11 protein-coding genes are annotated in these 15,602 nt (G+C 60.0%); 10 read left to right on the top strand and 1 reads right to left on the bottom strand.

The features are described 5' to 3' along the window. The 3 genes from PMI18_RS06930 to PMI18_RS06920 form a co-directional block, all read left to right on the top strand. Positions 1 to 271: succinylglutamate desuccinylase/aspartoacylase family protein (locus PMI18_RS06930; RefSeq protein WP_007904678.1), on the top strand; the 271-nt coding region annotated here is incomplete at its 5' end. A gap of 27 nt (positions 272 to 298) precedes the next feature. Next, positions 299 to 1,063: an ABC transporter ATP-binding protein gene (locus PMI18_RS06925; RefSeq protein ID WP_007904680.1), complete on the top strand. Its 765-nt coding sequence runs from the start codon at positions 299 to 301 to the stop codon at positions 1,061 to 1,063. A 245-nt stretch (positions 1,064 to 1,308) separates the two neighbouring features. Beyond that, positions 1,309 to 2,289, top strand: a complete 981-nt coding sequence (locus PMI18_RS06920) for a GlxA family transcriptional regulator (protein WP_007904681.1) — start codon at positions 1,309 to 1,311, stop codon at positions 2,287 to 2,289. A gap of 24 nt (positions 2,290 to 2,313) precedes the next feature. On the opposite strand, the gene PMI18_RS06915 is transcribed toward PMI18_RS06920, so the two are convergent. Continuing rightward, a complete protein-coding gene (locus tag PMI18_RS06915) occupies positions 2,314 to 7,359 on the bottom strand; it encodes a dermonecrotic toxin domain-containing protein (protein ID WP_338009743.1) in 5,046 nt (1,681 codons plus the stop codon). Positions 7,360 to 7,663: 304 nt separating this feature from the next. Between PMI18_RS06915 and PMI18_RS06910 the strand changes: the two genes are divergently transcribed. From PMI18_RS06910 to astE, 7 genes are all read left to right on the top strand, one after another. Further along, positions 7,664 to 8,884: an aspartate aminotransferase family protein gene (locus PMI18_RS06910; RefSeq protein WP_007904683.1), complete on the top strand. Its 1,221-nt coding sequence runs from the start codon at positions 7,664 to 7,666 to the stop codon at positions 8,882 to 8,884. A gap of 197 nt (positions 8,885 to 9,081) precedes the next feature. Next, positions 9,082 to 10,101, top strand: coding sequence for an arginine/ornithine succinyltransferase subunit alpha (gene aruF, locus PMI18_RS06905; protein ID WP_007904685.1), 1,020 nt, complete (start codon positions 9,082 to 9,084; stop codon positions 10,099 to 10,101). An 87-nt stretch (positions 10,102 to 10,188) separates the two neighbouring features. Beyond that, positions 10,189 to 11,214 carry an arginine N-succinyltransferase gene (gene astA / locus PMI18_RS06900; RefSeq protein ID WP_007904689.1) on the top strand — a complete coding sequence of 342 codons (1,026 nt, stop codon included), beginning with the start codon at positions 10,189 to 10,191 and terminating at the stop codon, positions 11,212 to 11,214. Further along, positions 11,211 to 12,680, top strand: coding sequence for a succinylglutamate-semialdehyde dehydrogenase (astD, locus tag PMI18_RS06895; protein ID WP_162831699.1), 1,470 nt, complete (start codon positions 11,211 to 11,213; stop codon positions 12,678 to 12,680). The genes astA and astD overlap by 4 nt, the downstream gene beginning before the upstream one ends. A gap of 168 nt (positions 12,681 to 12,848) precedes the next feature. Further along, the gene (astB, locus tag PMI18_RS06890; protein ID WP_007904705.1) at positions 12,849 to 14,195 is read left to right on the top strand and encodes an N-succinylarginine dihydrolase; all 1,347 of its coding nucleotides are present in this window, start codon (positions 12,849 to 12,851) and stop codon (positions 14,193 to 14,195) included. A 19-nt stretch (positions 14,196 to 14,214) separates the two neighbouring features. Continuing rightward, entirely contained in the window at positions 14,215 to 14,505 is a 291-nt protein-coding gene (locus tag PMI18_RS06885) for a hypothetical protein (RefSeq protein WP_007904718.1), read from the top strand. 12 nt (positions 14,506 to 14,517) lie between these two features. Continuing rightward, positions 14,518 to 15,528, top strand: coding sequence for a succinylglutamate desuccinylase (gene astE / locus PMI18_RS06880; protein WP_007904720.1), 1,011 nt, complete (start codon positions 14,518 to 14,520; stop codon positions 15,526 to 15,528). The last annotated feature ends 74 nt before the right edge of the window (positions 15,529 to 15,602 follow it).

Below are 15,602 nucleotides of genomic sequence, written 5' to 3' on the forward strand. Positions count from 1 at the left end.
CCCCCCCCTGCCGTTCGAAGGCACCGAATTGCTGTTCGCGCCGCATCCGGGCGTGGTGAGTTTCCTGCGTAAACCCGGTGAGTGGGTTGAAGCGGGCGACGAGATTTTTGAAGTGATCGATCCGTTATCGGATCGGGTCAGCACGGTGTGTGCTGGTACGTCCGGGGTGCTGTTTGCCATTGAACGGCTGCGTTATGCCCAACCCGGTTTCTGGCTGGCCAAGGTGGCGGGGCGCGAAGCGCTGCGTCACGGGCGCTTGCTCAACGACTGACTGACTGTTTTTGTGAGAACCGACCGCATGTACAAACTTGAAGTCCAAGACCTGCATAAACGCTATGGCAGTCACGAAGTGCTCAAGGGCGTGTCCCTGAAGGCGGCGGCTGGCGATGTGATCAGCATCATCGGCTCCAGTGGCTCCGGCAAAAGTACTTTCCTGCGCTGCATCAACCTGCTCGAGCAGCCGCACGCGGGCAAGATTCTGCTCAACAACGAAGAGCTGAAACTGGTTGCCAACAAGGACGGCGCGCTGAAAGCCGCCGACCCGAAACAGCTGCAACGCATGCGTTCGCGCCTGTCGATGGTGTTCCAGCATTTCAACTTGTGGTCGCACATGACCGCGATGGAAAACATCATGGAAGCACCGGTCCACGTGCTCGGCATGTCCAAGACCGAAGCCCGCGAGAAGGCCGAGCACTACCTGAACAAGGTCGGTGTTGCTCATCGCAAGGACGCTTACCCGGGCCACATGTCCGGCGGTGAACAACAGCGTGTGGCGATTGCCCGTGCGCTGGCGATGGAGCCTGAGGTGATGTTGTTCGACGAACCGACTTCGGCCCTCGACCCTGAGTTGGTCGGTGACGTGCTGAAAGTCATGCAGGCCCTGGCACAGGAAGGCCGGACCATGGTGGTGGTAACGCACGAAATGGGCTTTGCCCGTGAAGTGTCCAACCAGCTGGTGTTCCTGCACAAAGGCGTCGTTGAAGAAAGCGGCAACCCGCGCGAAGTGCTGGTCAATCCGCAGTCTGAACGTTTGCAACAATTCCTGTCTGGCAGCTTGAAATAATCAGGACTGCCGTTGCGCACCGGGATAGTGCATGCTTCGCGATTTAGAGGCCGGTCCCGATCCCTGTGGGAGCTGGCCTGCCAGCGATAGGGGGGGCCAGTTTGCATCTTTGGCACAGGCACACCGCCATCGCTGGGAGACCAGCTCCCACAGTTTGATTTCCATCGGTTTCAAGATTTGCGTTCATTTACGGGCTAGCATTGGCCCATGCCTTCATCACTGTTCTTCGTTTCGGATTGCCCGCCATGACTGCCCATCGAATTGGTTTCCTGATTTGGCCCAGCACTAAAGCTCTGACGCTTGCGCTGGCTGAGGAGGCCTTGCGTGTTGCCCAGCGTGTGCACCCGGACGTTGTTTACGAGCTGTCGTTCTTGCAGGCCGAACCGCCGACCGAAGGCGCCTGGCAGCTGCCGGGTGAACCGTGGGCCGGCAAGCTCGAAAACTTCCAGAAACTGTTCCTGCTCGCTGACGAACCGCCGACCTCGCTCGCGCCGTCGCTCAGCAGTGCGCTGAAACAACTGGTGCGCGCCGGTTGTGTGATCGGCGGTTTGTCGGCCGGTGTTTACCCGTTGGCGCAGTTGGGTTTGCTCGACGGTTATCGCGCTGCCGTGCATTGGCGCTGGCAGGACGATTTCGCCGAGCGCTTCCCGAAGGTGATTGCCACCAGTCATCTGTTCGACTGGGATCGCGATCGCCTCACTGCATGCGGTGGCCTGTCGGTGCTCGACTTGCTGTTGGCGGTGCTGGCCCGTGATCACGGTGCCGAACTGGCCGGTGCGGTGTCGGAAGAGCTGGTGGTCGAACGCATCCGTGAGGGCGGCGAGCGCCAGCGTATTCCGTTGCAGAACCGCTTGGGTTCCAGTCATCCGAAGCTCACCCAAGCGGTGTTGCTGATGGAAGCCAACATTGAAGAACCGCTGACCACCGACGAAATCGCCCAGCACGTGTGCGTATCGCGTCGGCAGCTGGAGCGGATCTTCAAGCAATACCTCAACCGTGTGCCGAGCCAGTATTACCTGGAATTGCGCCTGAACAAGGCCCGGCAGATGTTGATGCAAACCAGCAAGTCGATCATTCAGATCGGCCTGTCGTGTGGCTTCTCTTCGGGGCCGCACTTCTCCAGTGCCTACCGCAACTTCTTCGGCGCCACGCCGCGGGAAGATCGCAACCAGCGGCGCAGCAGTAGCCCGTTCGAGTTGTCATCGGTGCCGTCCGAACGCGGTTGACCCTGTCGTTAAGTCTGGCGTCGATCACTCATCGACGTCAGAGCCTTCGGACGATGACACCTCCATTTCCGCGTAATCAATGACCTCATCGACGCCGAAGTCGACGCCTGTCTGCTGGAAATAACTGATCAGCCGCTGCACGCTTTCTTCAGACAGCGGGTTGCCTCTCAGATTGATGCCTTCGCCGACGTCCAGCGGCAATTCCAGAATGTCGGCGGGTATATGGGTGATCGCATTTGCACTCAGGTCCACGGTGTCCAGGGATTTGAGTTGCAACAGGCCTGGCGGCAGTTCGGTGATGCCAGTGTCGTTCAGCAACAGGGTCGTGAGATGGGTCATCTGGCTTACGTCTGGTGTGGCACCCAGCGGGTTGTAGCTCAGGTCCAGGTAGTCCAGGCGCCCCATCTGTGCCAGTTCCAGCGCACTTTGCGCCGTCAGGGTGAGCTGGCAATCGATCATCGACAGTGCGGTCAGATCGCCCATCCTGAAAATTGGCTCGGGGAGACTCTCCAGTCGGTAGTTTCGGATGGTCAACCCTTTGAGGCGGGGGAAACTCTCCAGAAAGCGTCCGGCCCCTGAGGTCAGTCCATCATCACTGTGCAGATACAGCAACGAAACGTGACTGAAGTCTGCACGCATCGCCGGCAGGTCGCCGGTAATGACGGTGGGCAGGGTCAGCTCGTAGGTGGGCTGAAGGTGCTGATTGAAGTCGTCCAGATCGGTTTGCCGGCGCCAGCAACGTTCCACTATCCGTTTGAACGCATCCCGGATCGAGTGTTCTTCAAGCAATTGCTGCGCGGTGAACGGAGCGCCGCTCGTCGGGTGCACCGCCGGGACGTTTGCCGTCCAGGCTGACAGCCCATTGCTGAGGGTGTTGAATTCGGTTTCAAGGCGCGTGATCTCCACTCTGCCGTCGGCCAGTGTGCCGGGTAGCAGATAGATAAACTCACTCGCTTCTTCATGATCCATGCTCGGGTACAGCGTTTGCACTCGATTGACATCCGCCTGTTCGGCAAACACGCCGAAGTCCTGACGCGTGTAGCCGAAATGGCTTTTTATGCGTTCGCGGGCTGCAGTTGAAAGCGGGTTACCACCCAGGTCGAAGCCATCTCTGGTCGTGGAGGGGAGATCGAAGATCGCGGCGGGCAGCTCCTGGAGGCGGTTGTCATTGAGCAAAATGGTGCGAAGGTGTGGGCGGGTCAGTACACCGGCCGGGAAGCCGGAAATGCCGGTGTCCGATACGTCTATGTAGCTCAGCTGCGGCATATTCTCGACAGTGGGGCTGAGCCCCAGCGGGTTTTTGTACAGGTCCAGAATCACCAGTTTGTTCAGGGCTGCCAGGGTGGCATGGCTCTGCGGGGTAAGGGTGACGGCACATTCGCTGAGAATCAGTTCGGTGAGGTTTGGCGATTGCACGATGGTTTCTGGAAGATGATTCAGGGTGAAACCGCGCAAGGCCAGGCGACGCAAGCCTGAGAACCCTCGCAAGAACTCATGCATTCCACGGGTGGCGATATGGCCATCCAGCGAAAGGCTTGTCACGTGACTGAAGCTTTCACTGAGTACCGGAAGCTCGCCCAGTATCGGTTGGGAAAAACTGAACTCGACAACCTGATCCTCGCCATCGCGCAGTGAGGCTTGTCGTCGCCAGCAGTCGAGCAATTCATCCGCCAGGTGTCGGCGATTTCGCTGCTGAATGCTGAATTGCTCAGGGGTGATTCTGATCGGGGTATCCGGCAGGAACAGCGGGATTTCGTTACGCCAGAGGTGCAGGTCATTGCTCAATTGGGCGTGTCTGACCATGAGTCGGGTCAGTTCTGCCCGTGGGCCGGTCGGGTGCCGTTGTAACCGCTCGACAAAGGTTTGCAGCTCCTCGCGTGACAGCTGGGGAAACAGCTGATGGGCGCGCGATTGTAATGTCGGCGTACCGAACGGCGCGCGATGGTAGCCCTCTGTGCCACCGAGCAAGCGCATGACGGTCGGGTCGTAGGTGGGTTTCAGAACCGGATGTTGCGCCAGGACCGCAAGCAGTTCATCGCGGTTCAGGACGTGCGCGCGAATCAGTTGCCTGAGTTTTTCACCCTCTCCGATGTGGATGCCCAGCGCCGAGCGCTCGCTGTCGGGCAGCGCCTGCAGCAGATCAAGGTAGAACGTGTTCGCGCCGCTGAGCTCAAGACCCGTGTCGTCATAGGCCTGATAGGTTCCATCTGGATTCAGTGCAAGTACTTTGCGGGTCGGTGCATCGGCATCGCCGATACTGTCGAGCAGACGTCCGTCATGGGCGTACTCCCGGATTTCCAGGCGCAACTGCCCCGACCAGCCAGGCAGTCGCTTCAGCGTGTGCAGGGCCAGTCGATCGGTGTCGGGGTTGTTGGCGCTGGAGCTGATCTCCAGACCTTCGTAAGCCCGGGTCACCCTGACTTGTTCCCCGGCTTCACGGGTTAGCTGTGTGAGGCGTTTGGACAAGGTACCGCGCTCAAGTTGTTGCAGCTCTTGATCGCTGGCGGTTTGCAGCAGTGCTTCTGCCACGCTGGTCGGTAAACCGTGTTCGGCGTCGATGAGTTTTTGCGCCAGCGGGGAGGCAGTGCGTTCGAGCCGGCGGTATCGATTGTCGAACAGGGTTTCTCGCTTGCTCTCGGCGAGTGCTTTTAGTGCCCTGCGCAATGTGCGGGCGCGGGTGTCGAGGCTGGGGGATGGTGTGCCGAAACTTTCACCCATCAGCGTTCTGGTTTCGCTTTCCCCGAGCCTCACAAACAGCGTTTTGATCAGGTCGCCGTTGCTCAATTGCGTTTGATTGATCTGCACCACGGGTTGGTTGGCGGTGCTGCGTTCCCAAAGGGTTCGCGCTTTTGCATCGACCAGTCGCACCCCTCTGTCAGCGGGCCAGTAGTTGTAGTCACAGAGCAGTTCCAGTTGCGTGATGGAGTCCGCCTTCAGGTAGTCGTTCGGCTGTTCGCTGCCGATCAGGTCGATGAAGGTCTGGATGTCCTGATCGATCTTGAAGCGTTTGAGCGTGTCGGCCAGCAATGGCGGAAGTTGCCTGCCATTCACATGCATCTTGCGCAGGGCGTTCTCATGGCAGTTGCTGATGCTGAGCATTCGTTCACGCATTTGCGGCGAAAAGCGCTGCATGTCGGGGCCGATACGGCGCAAGACAGTGGCCTGATCCCAGCTCAGCGGCTGGTCGACCTCGGTCTGCCACGCGCCGTTGCCGTTGTGCTTCAGCGCGGGTTTGTAGGCTTCGGGGCGAGTCGGGTGTTCGATGCGATACGCGCCGGTCACTGGATCCCGGGACACGTCATAGCGTTTGTTTTCCAGTGCCAGCAGGGTTTTTCCGTGGTGATGGTGCAGCCCAGACTCATCGGGTTTGACGTCGCTGGGGAGTGCGACGGGTTGTTCGTAGGTGCTCAAATCGGGCTTCCAGTAGCGGGTGTCGCCATTGGGAGTTTTTACCGGATTGAAGCGGTCGATGAACTGCACTATTTCGCGGGGTAAAACAGCACGCAATTCGCTCGCTGCAATAAGACCTCCCGCCGCAAATGTGCCCAGTTGCACCGCCGACTCAACCACGCCCATGAAGTGCTCGAAGGCTTCAAGGGTCAGGCCTTGCGCCCAGTCGACAATGCTTTCGAAGGTTTCGTCGAGTAACTGGTAGGCCATGTAGGCCAGCATCAACTCGCCGAGAAACGGCACGAACGGCAGGGCGACGAACGCGACGATGTTGATCAATGCCGAGGCGATTTCACTGAAGGAGTCCCATAGCGCCCAGCGGGCTTTTTGGTCGACCGTTGCGGTGGAGACCGCGATGACTCGTGCATCGTTGAGGATCTTGTCGAGTTTTCGGCGGTAAAGATGCACCCACAGGTCGCCGTTGATCGGCGTCGCGGCAATCTGGAGATTAGGTCGGTGATCAGGATTTTCTCTCCAGGTGGGGCGCGCATCGCCGGGCTGGATCGGTTGCCAGGTGATGGGGGCAAGTCGATCATTCAATTGTCCGAAGAAGTGCCCTCGGTCCTGATGATCGATAAAGCGACTGAAGAACGTCTGGTAGTCATGAGTGCGCAGGCGCTGGATCAGTTCTTGGGCGAATGCGGCGGTGGAGGGGTACTCCTTGATCGGATGCTCGGGGTCGTCAGGAATGTAGGCCACTACTCGGGCCGCTTCGCGCACGAGCTCCAGGTTCGGGCCGAACAGCACAATACCGGTCAGGCGGGCGTTCATGATGCTCAGTTCGTGGCAGAACCACGATTGGCCGCGCAGACGCGAAGGGTGTAAGCCATCGCTGATGCTCTGGATCAGGCGATGAGTATCGGCACCGACACAGCTTTGCATCTTTGCCATGTGCAGGGCGGCGGTGAGTGCCGCCTTCTGGCTGTCGCGTACTCGGGATTGCAGGATGCTCGCGACGACTGGGTTGGTGATGCCCAGATTCTCTTCGAGGTATTTTTTATAGTGCTCGCCGATATCCAGGTCCCGGCAGAGCCGGGTAAATGCGCTGATCGGCATTTGTCTCAAGACGTGCGGCAGTTCATTGAATTGTCCGGTGGGCGAGGGCGGGCTGATGTAGGTCGAAGCCGCCTCGAACGCATCGTCGTGGGTTTCGGCGCTTTCGAAGTTGTGCAGTGCGGCGTCCAGCAGCGACACCGTCCAGGTGCGCGCCGCGCCCGACTTCAGCCGCAGCCACGGGATATGGGCGGGAATATAAAGACGCAAAAAGGTTTGGTGAACGTCCAGCTCAAGGCCGAAGCGCTCCTTGAGCGCTGCAACCAGTAACGGTTCGGCAAAGTCGCTGGCATTTTTCAGGTTGGCCAGGGACTGATCGACGCGGTTCTGCGCTCGCCAGTGCAAGGCATTGAGTGTGCGTAATTCGGCGTGCTGGCTGCGGGGCGTGTTGTTGAACCCGGCTGGCAGACGAGGTTTGGCCTTTCTCAAGGCTTCACGCTTTTGCAGGGTCGCCTGCGTCAGCCAAGGGGGAATGACGCTCATCAGATGCTGGTAATGGGTGTCCCTGTTGAAGGGGGGCATCGGATCGAGATGGATAGCGTCCGGATTTTCGTTAGTAAGGCTCATGAAGGTTGCCGTTGGCGTTAAGAAGGCTACAGAAAACACCATGCGCGCCAGCGACGTGCGGTACATATATACCGCCACCGTAAAATCTGGATGAGTAAGATCCTCGCAACCTGCCGCAAACCCCGCAGGCAGTTTAAACTGCGCCTTTGCGACGCTATTTGTCGCATTGCCGTAAACCCGGGCAAAACCTGTGTTTGCGCTATAAGAAGTTGTCGCTTGGCGGCAAGGCCGGGCTGAAAACTGTCCTTACAATCCCCCCATCGCTCGCCAGTTTCAGGCGAGCGTTCCTCTTCAGGAGACTCCGATGTCCGTTGAGCACGCTGCGGTAGAACGCGCCGATTTCGACCAGGTAATGGTTCCCAACTACGCGCCTGCCGCTTTCATTCCTGTGCGTGGCGCCGGTTCCCGTGTCTGGGACCAGTCTGGCCGCGAGCTGATCGACTTCGCCGGCGGGATTGCCGTTAACGTATTGGGCCATGCGCACCCGGCGCTGGTCGCTGCATTGACCGAGCAAGCGAACAAGCTGTGGCACGTGTCCAACGTGTTCACCAATGAGCCGGCCTTGCGCCTGGCCCATAAGCTGGTCGACGCCACTTTTGCCGAACGCGTGTTCTTCTGCAACTCCGGCGCCGAAGCCAACGAGGCCGCCTTCAAGCTGGCCCGTCGTGTGGCCCATGACCGTTTCGGTACCGAGAAGTACGAAATCGTTGCCGCGCTCAACAGCTTCCACGGCCGTACCCTGTTCACCGTGAACGTCGGTGGCCAGTCGAAGTACTCCGACGGCTTCGGTCCGAAGATCACCGGCATCACCCACGTGCCTTACAACGATCTGGCCGCGCTCAAAGCCGCTGTTTCCGACAAGACCTGCGCGGTGGTTCTGGAGCCGATCCAGGGCGAAGGCGGCGTACTGCCGGCCGAGCTGTCTTACCTGCAAGGCGCCCGTGAGCTGTGCGATGCGCACAACGCGCTGCTGGTGTTCGACGAAGTTCAGACCGGCATGGGCCGCAGCGGCAAGCTGTTCGCCTACCAGCATTACGGCGTGACCCCGGACATCCTGACCAGCGCCAAGAGCCTGGGCGGCGGTTTCCCGATTGCAGCGATGCTGACCACCGAAGACCTGGCCAAACACCTGGTCGTCGGCACCCACGGCACTACGTATGGCGGCAATCCGCTGGCGTGCGCTGTCGCTGAAGCGGTAATCGATGTAATCAACACGCCTGAAGTGCTGAACGGCGTCAATGCCAAGCACGACAAGTTCAAGACCCGTCTTGAGCAGATCGGCGAGAAGTATGGCCTGTTCACTGAAGTCCGCGGTCTGGGCCTGCTGCTCGGTTGCGTGCTGAGCGATGCCTGGAAAGGCAAGGCCAAAGACATCTTCAACGCCGCCGAGCGTGAAGGCTTGATGATTCTGCAAGCCGGCCCGGACGTGATTCGTTTCGCGCCAAGCCTGGTGGTTGAAGACGCCGATATCGATGCCGGTCTCGACCGCTTCGAACGCGCTGCGGCAAAACTGACTCAAGCCTGATAGACCTTTCGACGCCTGACTGTTCAGGCGTCGATCCAAATTTTTGTACCGGACCCGCTCTTCTGTAGGAGCGAAGCTTGCTCGCGAAGGTGTGTCAGCCACCGTGATGTCGACTGACACACCTTCGCGAGCAAGCTTCGCTCCTACAAGGGTTCGGCTTATTTCCCCCAAAAGAGTTACGAGATAGGAGTGACACCATGCTGGTGATGCGCCCCGCGCAAATGGCTGATCTGGGCGAGGTACAGCGTCTGGCTGCGGACAGCCCGATTGGTGTCACTTCCTTGCCGGATGACGTTGAACGCCTGAGCGACAAGATCGCCGCAAGCGAAGCCTCGTTTGCCGCCGAAGTCAGCTTCAACGGTGAAGAGAGCTATTTCTTCGTCCTCGAAGACACGGCCACCGGCAAACTGGTCGGCTGTTCGGCCATCGTTGCCTCGGCCGGTTATTCCGAGCCGTTTTACAGCTTTCGTAACGAAACCTTCGTCCACGCCTCTCGCGAGCTGAAGATTCACAACAAGATCCACGTGCTCTCCCAGTGCCACGACCTGACCGGTAACAGCTTGCTGACCAGTTTCTACGTGAAGCCGGAGTTGGTGGGTTCGCCTTGGGCTGAGCTCAACTCCCGTGGTCGCCTGTTGTTCGTGGCCAGCCATCCGGAGCGTTTTGCCGATTCGGTGGTGACCGAGATCGTTGGTTACAGCGACGAAAATGGTGATTCGCCGTTCTGGGATGCCATCGGTCGCAACTTCTTCGACCTCAACTACGCCGCCGCCGAGCGTCTGTGTGGCCTGAAAAGCCGCACGTTCCTGGCCGAGCTGATGCCGCATTACCCGATCTACGTGCCGTTGCTGCCGGATTCCGCTCAAGAGGCGATGGGCCAGGTGCACCCGCGTGCGCAAATCACCTTCGACATCCTGATGCGCGAAGGCTTCGAGACCGATCACTACATCGACATTTTCGACGGTGGCCCGACCCTGCATGCCCGCGTCTCGGGGATCCGTTCGATCGCCCAGAGCCGTGTCGTCCCGGTGAAAATCGGTGAGCCAGTCAAAGGTGCCGGTCGTCAGTATCTGGTGGCCAATGCCCAGTTGCAGGATTACCGCGCCGTTTTGCTTGAGCTCGATTACGCGCCGGGCAAACCCGTGACCCTGGATCTGGAAGCCGCCGAAGCCCTGGGCGTCGGTGAAGGTGCCAGCGTGCGTCTGGTGGCGGTTTAACGCCTGCTGCTATGCCTATAAAGAATGAATGCTTAGTAAAGCAGCGAGTTTCACGGGTGGCTCAAGCGGCCCGTTTGAGGAGATAGCATGATCGTTCGTCCCGTACGCAGCAGCGATTTACCCGCTCTGATCGACCTGGCCCGCAGCACCGGTACCGGCTTGACCACCTTGCCGGCCAACGAAGAGCGTCTGGCCCATCGGGTCGGCTGGGCCGAGAAGACCTTTCGCGGCGAAGCCGGGCGGGGCGATGCGGACTACCTGTTCGTGCTCGAAGATGACGATGGCCGCGTGGTGGGCATTTCCGCCATCGCCGGCGCCGTCGGCCTGCGCGAGCCCTGGTACAACTTCCGCGTCGGCCTGACCGTCAGCGCCTCGCAAGAGCTGAACATCTATCGCGAAATTCCGACGCTGTTCCTGGCCAACGACCTGACCGGCAACTCTGAACTGTGCTCGCTGTTCCTGCATGCCGATTACCGCAGTGGCCTCAACGGCCGCATGCTGGCCAAGGCGCGGATGCTGTTTATCGCCGAGTTCCCGCAACTGTTCGGCAACAAGATCATCGCCGAAATGCGCGGTGTGTCCGATGATGCCGGGCGTTCGCCGTTCTGGGAAAGCCTGGGCCGTCACTTCTTCAAGATGGAGTTCAGCCAGGCCGATTACCTCACCGGCGTGGGCAACAAGGCGTTCATCGCCGAACTGATGCCGAAATTCCCGCTGTACACCTGCTTCCTGTCGCCAGACGCGCGCAACGTGATCGGCCAGGTTCACCCGGACACCGAGCCGGCGCTGTCGATGCTCAAGAGCGAAGGTTTCAGCTACCAAGGCTACGTCGACATCTTCGATGCCGGCCCTGCGGTGGAATGCGAAACCGCCAAGATTCGCGCAGTGCGCGACAGCCAGGCGCTGGTGCTGGCCATCGGCACCCCCGGTGACGACGCCACGCCGTTCCTGATTCATAACCGCAAGCGCGAAGACTGCCGGATCACTGCCGCGCCAGCACGCTTCGCCGCCGGCACTTTGGTGGTCGATCCGCTGACCGCCAAACGTCTTCAACTCAACGCTGGCGATCAAGTGCGCGCCGTTCCGTTGTCCGCTGCTCGGGAGTCGAAATAATGAATTCGCTATACATCGCCGGTGAATGGCTGGCTGGCCAGGGTGAAAACTTTCAATCGGTAAACCCGGTGACCCAGCAAGTGCTGTGGGCCGGCGAAGGCGCCACGGCCGGTCAGGTCGAGTCGGCTGTGCAAGCCGCGCGTCAGGCGTTCCCGGGCTGGGCTCGCCGTACCCTGGAAGAACGCATCAGTGTGCTGGAAGCCTTTGCCGCTGCGCTGAAGAAACACGCTGACGAGCTGGCTCGCACCATCGGTGAAGAAACCGGTAAACCCCTGTGGGAAGCGGCGACTGAAGTCACCAGCATGGTTAACAAGATTGCCATCTCGGTGCAGAGCTATCGCGAACGTACCGGCGAGAAGAGCGGCCCGCTGGGCGACGCCACGGCGGTGTTGCGCCACAAACCGCACGGTGTGGTGGCGGTGTTCGGTCCTTACAACTTCCCCGGTCACTTGCCGAACGGTCACATCGTGCCGGCGCTGCTGGCCGGTAACAGTGTGCTGTTCAAGCCGAGTGAGCTGACCCCGAAAGTGGCTGAGCTGACGGTCAAGTGCTGGATCGAAGCCGGTCTGCCGGCTGGCGTGCTGAACCTGTTGCAAGGCGCTCGCGAAACCGGTATCGCCCTGGCGGCGAACCCGGGCATCGACGGTCTGTTCTTCACCGGTTCCAGCCGTACCGGCAATCACCTGCATAAGCAGTTTTCCGGTCGTCCAGACAAGATCCTCGCGCTGGAAATGGGCGGTAACAACCCGCTGGTGGTGGATCAGGTCGCGGACCTCGATGCCGCCGTTTACACCATCATTCAGTCGGCCTTCATTTCTGCCGGTCAGCGATGCACCTGTGCCCGTCGCTTGCTGGTGCCGCAAGGCGCCTGGGGCGATACGCTGCTGGCGCGTCTGGTGGCGGTCAGCTCGACGATTGAAGTCGGTGCGTTCGATCAGCAACCGGCGCCGTTCATGGGCTCGGTGATTTCCCTCGGCGCTGCAAAAGCGCTGATGGAGGCGCAAGAACATCTGCTGGCCAACGGCGCCGTGGCGCTGTTGGAAATGACTCAGCCCCAGGCTCAGGCCGCCTTGCTGACCCCGGGCATTCTGGATGTGACGGCGGTTGCCGATCGCCCGGACGAAGAGCTGTTCGGTCCGCTGCTGCAAGTGATCCGCTACGCTGATTTTGAAGCGGCGATCGCTGAAGCCAACGACACCGACTACGGCCTGGCGGCTGGTTTGCTGTCGGATTCCGAAGCGCGTTATCAGCAGTTCTGGCTGGAAAGCCGGGCCGGTATCGTCAACTGGAACAAGCAGTTGACCGGTGCGGCGAGCAGTGCGCCATTCGGCGGAGTCGGCGCCTCGGGCAACCATCGCGCCAGCGCCTACTACGCCGCAGACTACTGCGCGTACCCGGTGGCCTCGCTGGAAACCCCGAGCCTGGTGTTGCCAGCCACCCTCACGCCCGGCGTGAAAATGGCGTAACGCCCAATCGCGGGCAAGCCCGCTCCCACAGTGATTGAGTGGAACACAAAATGTGTGAACACCTCCGAACCTGTGGGAGCCGGGCTTGCCCGCGATGGCCGCGACTCGGTCGCACTGAACAGTTAGTTACTGAAGCCTATAACAACAGATTCTCGTGGAGCCTCGCTGATGAAATCCTATGAAGTCAATTTTGACGGTCTAGTGGGGCCGACCCATAACTACGGCGGCCTGTCCTACGGCAACGTCGCGTCCCAGAGCAACAGCCAGCAGTCTTCGAACCCGAAGGAAGCCGCGCTGCAAGGCCTGGCGAAGATGAAAGCGCTGATGGAAATGGGCTTTCAGCAAGGCGTTTTGGCGCCACAAGAACGTCCGGACGTAGCCGCACTGCGCCGCCTGGGTTTCAGCGGTACCGATGCTCAGGTGATCGAGCGCGCCGCCAAAGAGGCCATGCCGCTGCTGGTTGCCAATTGCTCGGCGTCGAGCATGTGGGTGGCCAACGCCGCCACGGTCAGCCCGAGCGCCGACACCGCGGATGGCCGCGTGCATTTCACCGCCGCCAACCTGAACTGCAAATACCATCGCAGCATCGAACACCCGACCACCAGTCGTGTACTGGGGGCGATGTTCGCCGATCAGAAGCACTTCGCACATCACGGCGCTTTGCCGGCCGTGGCACAGTTCGGTGACGAAGGCGCGGCCAACCACACCCGTTTCTGCCGTGACTACGGTGAAGCCGGCGTCGAGTTCTTCGTGTTCGGTCGCAGCGCGTTCGACACCCGTTACCCATCGCCGCAGAAATACCCGGCGCGCCAGACCCTCGAAGCGTCCCAGGCGGTCGCGCGTCTGCACGGCCTGAGTGATGACGGCGTGGTCTATGCCCAGCAGAACCCTTCGGTGATCGATCAGGGCGTGTTCCATAACGACGTGATCGCGGTGGGTAACGGCGAGGTGTTGTTCTATCACGAGGACGCCTTCCTCGATACCGAGCAGATGCTGGCTGAACTGCACGGCAAGCTCGCAAAAGTCGGTGGGAAATTTCAGTCGATCTGCGTACCGCGTTCAGCGGTCACCGTGGAAGACGCGGTACGTTCCTACCTGTTCAATAGCCAGCTGCTGTCGCGTCCTGATGGCTCCATGCTATTGATCGTGCCGGAAGAGTGCCGTGGCAACGAGCGTGTCTGGCAGTACCTGCAAGGCCTGACCAGCTCGGGCGGCCTGATCCGCGAAGTGAAAGTTTTCGATCTCAAGCAGAGCATGCAGAACGGTGGTGGCCCAGCTTGCCTGCGGTTGCGCGTCGCACTCAACGAAACCGAACTGGCGGCCGTCAACCAAGGGGTTATCATGACGGCACCGTTGTACGGCACGTTGACCGAATGGGTCGACAAGCACTACCGCGACCGCATGACCGAAAACGATCTGGCGGACCCGCAATTGCTGCTTGAGTGCCGGACGGCACTGGATGAACTGACGCAAATCCTTAAACTGGGCGCGGTTTATCCATTCCAGATCAATTGAACGTCGAGAGCGTAAACACATGAGCGATACCCTGCAGCTGATCCTTGAAGACACCGACGGCACGCAACTGGAAACTTCCTGCACCCGCGTCGCGGTCATGTGGCAAGGCAAAGAGCTGTGGATCCAGCAGGACGGCCGCGGCCAGTTGCTGATCGGCGTAGATGTCGAAGAAGGTGACGCTGAATACGCAAACCTGCTGCTGCGCCCATTGGCGACTAATCTGGTAAGTCTGCAACTGGAGATGGAACCGGCTGACGTCGGTGATGATGAGGACCACGTGCACGGCCCGGATTGTAATCACGACCACTAAGGAAACCGCTCTATGCTCGCCCTCGGCAAATTGCTTGAACTGACCCTCGCCGGCCGCGAACCGGCGGAGAAGACTCAACTGACTGTCGAAGGCGTGCGGATGCGCTGGTTGAGCGAAGGTGCGCTGGAAGTCCGGCCACCTGAAGCTCGCGACAATGGCCTGGACCTGCTACTTTCGGCCGGCATCCATGGCAATGAGACAGCGCCGATCGAGCTGCTCGATCGCCTGTTGCATGACATCGCCCGCGGTGACTTGAAGCCGCGTGCACGTATTCTGTTCCTGTTCGGCAATCCCGAGGCTATTCGCCGCGGTGAGCGTTTCATCGAGCAGGACGTCAATCGGCTGTTCAACGGTCGGCACGAACAAACCAGTGGTTCCGAGGCGTTGCGCGCTTGTGAGCTGGAGCGGCTGGCGGCGACTTTCTTCAGCCTGCCGGACCGCAGTCGCCTGCACTACGACCTGCACACGGCGATCCGTGGCTCGAAAATCGAGCAGTTCGCCCTGTACCCCTGGAAAGAAGGTCGTCAGCATTCACGCTTGGAACTGGCTCGCCTGCGCGCCGCCGGCATGGAAGCGGTGCTGTTGCAGAATAAACCCTCCATCGTCTTCAGCTCCTATACCTACGACAAGCTCGATGCCGAGTCCTTCACCCTGGAGTTGGGCAAAGCACGGCCGTTCGGGCAGAACGATGGGGTCAACGTCAGCCTTCTTGAAACCCGCCTGAAGCAGATCATCGAAGGCACCGAGCCGCCAATGACCGACGAAGGCCTGGATGGCTTGCAATTGTTCAGCGTTGCGCGGGAAGTCATCAAGCACAGCGATAACTTCCGCCTGAACCTGCCGTCGGATATCGAAAACTTTTCGGAGTTGAAAGTGGGTTATGTGCTGGCCGAGGATATCGCCAATACCCGCTGGGTCATCGAAGAGCAGGGCGCCCGGATCATCTTCCCGAACCCCAAGGTCAAGAACGGCCTGCGCGCCGGCATCCTGATCGTGCCGACCACCGACGAAAACCTCGCCTGAAAATTATCGCCGCCCCCCTGTAGGAGCGAGGCTTGCCCGCGAAAGCGATTTCCAATTCAACGGTGATGTTGAAT

It is taken from the genome of Pseudomonas sp. GM102 (genome assembly GCF_000282555.1).
GTDB lineage: Bacteria > Pseudomonadota > Gammaproteobacteria > Pseudomonadales > Pseudomonadaceae > Aquipseudomonas.

Excerpts from the sequence above, each read along its gene's own strand:
- PMI18_RS06925 (WP_007904680.1), top strand. The coding sequence starts at position 299 with ATGTACAAACTTGAAGTCCAAGACCTGCATAAACGCTATGGCAGTCAC.
- PMI18_RS06920 (WP_007904681.1), top strand. The coding sequence starts at position 1,309 with ATGACTGCCCATCGAATTGGTTTCCTGATTTGGCCCAGCACTAAAGCT.
- PMI18_RS06915 (WP_338009743.1), bottom strand. The coding sequence starts at position 7,359 with ATGAGCCTTACTAACGAAAATCCGGACGCTATCCATCTCGATCCGATG.
- PMI18_RS06910 (WP_007904683.1), top strand. The coding sequence starts at position 7,664 with ATGTCCGTTGAGCACGCTGCGGTAGAACGCGCCGATTTCGACCAGGTA.
- aruF (WP_007904685.1), top strand. The coding sequence starts at position 9,082 with ATGCTGGTGATGCGCCCCGCGCAAATGGCTGATCTGGGCGAGGTACAG.
- astA (WP_007904689.1), top strand. The coding sequence starts at position 10,189 with ATGATCGTTCGTCCCGTACGCAGCAGCGATTTACCCGCTCTGATCGAC.
- astB (WP_007904705.1), top strand. The coding sequence starts at position 12,849 with ATGAAATCCTATGAAGTCAATTTTGACGGTCTAGTGGGGCCGACCCAT.
- PMI18_RS06885 (WP_007904718.1), top strand. The coding sequence starts at position 14,215 with ATGAGCGATACCCTGCAGCTGATCCTTGAAGACACCGACGGCACGCAA.
- astE (WP_007904720.1), top strand. The coding sequence starts at position 14,518 with ATGCTCGCCCTCGGCAAATTGCTTGAACTGACCCTCGCCGGCCGCGAA.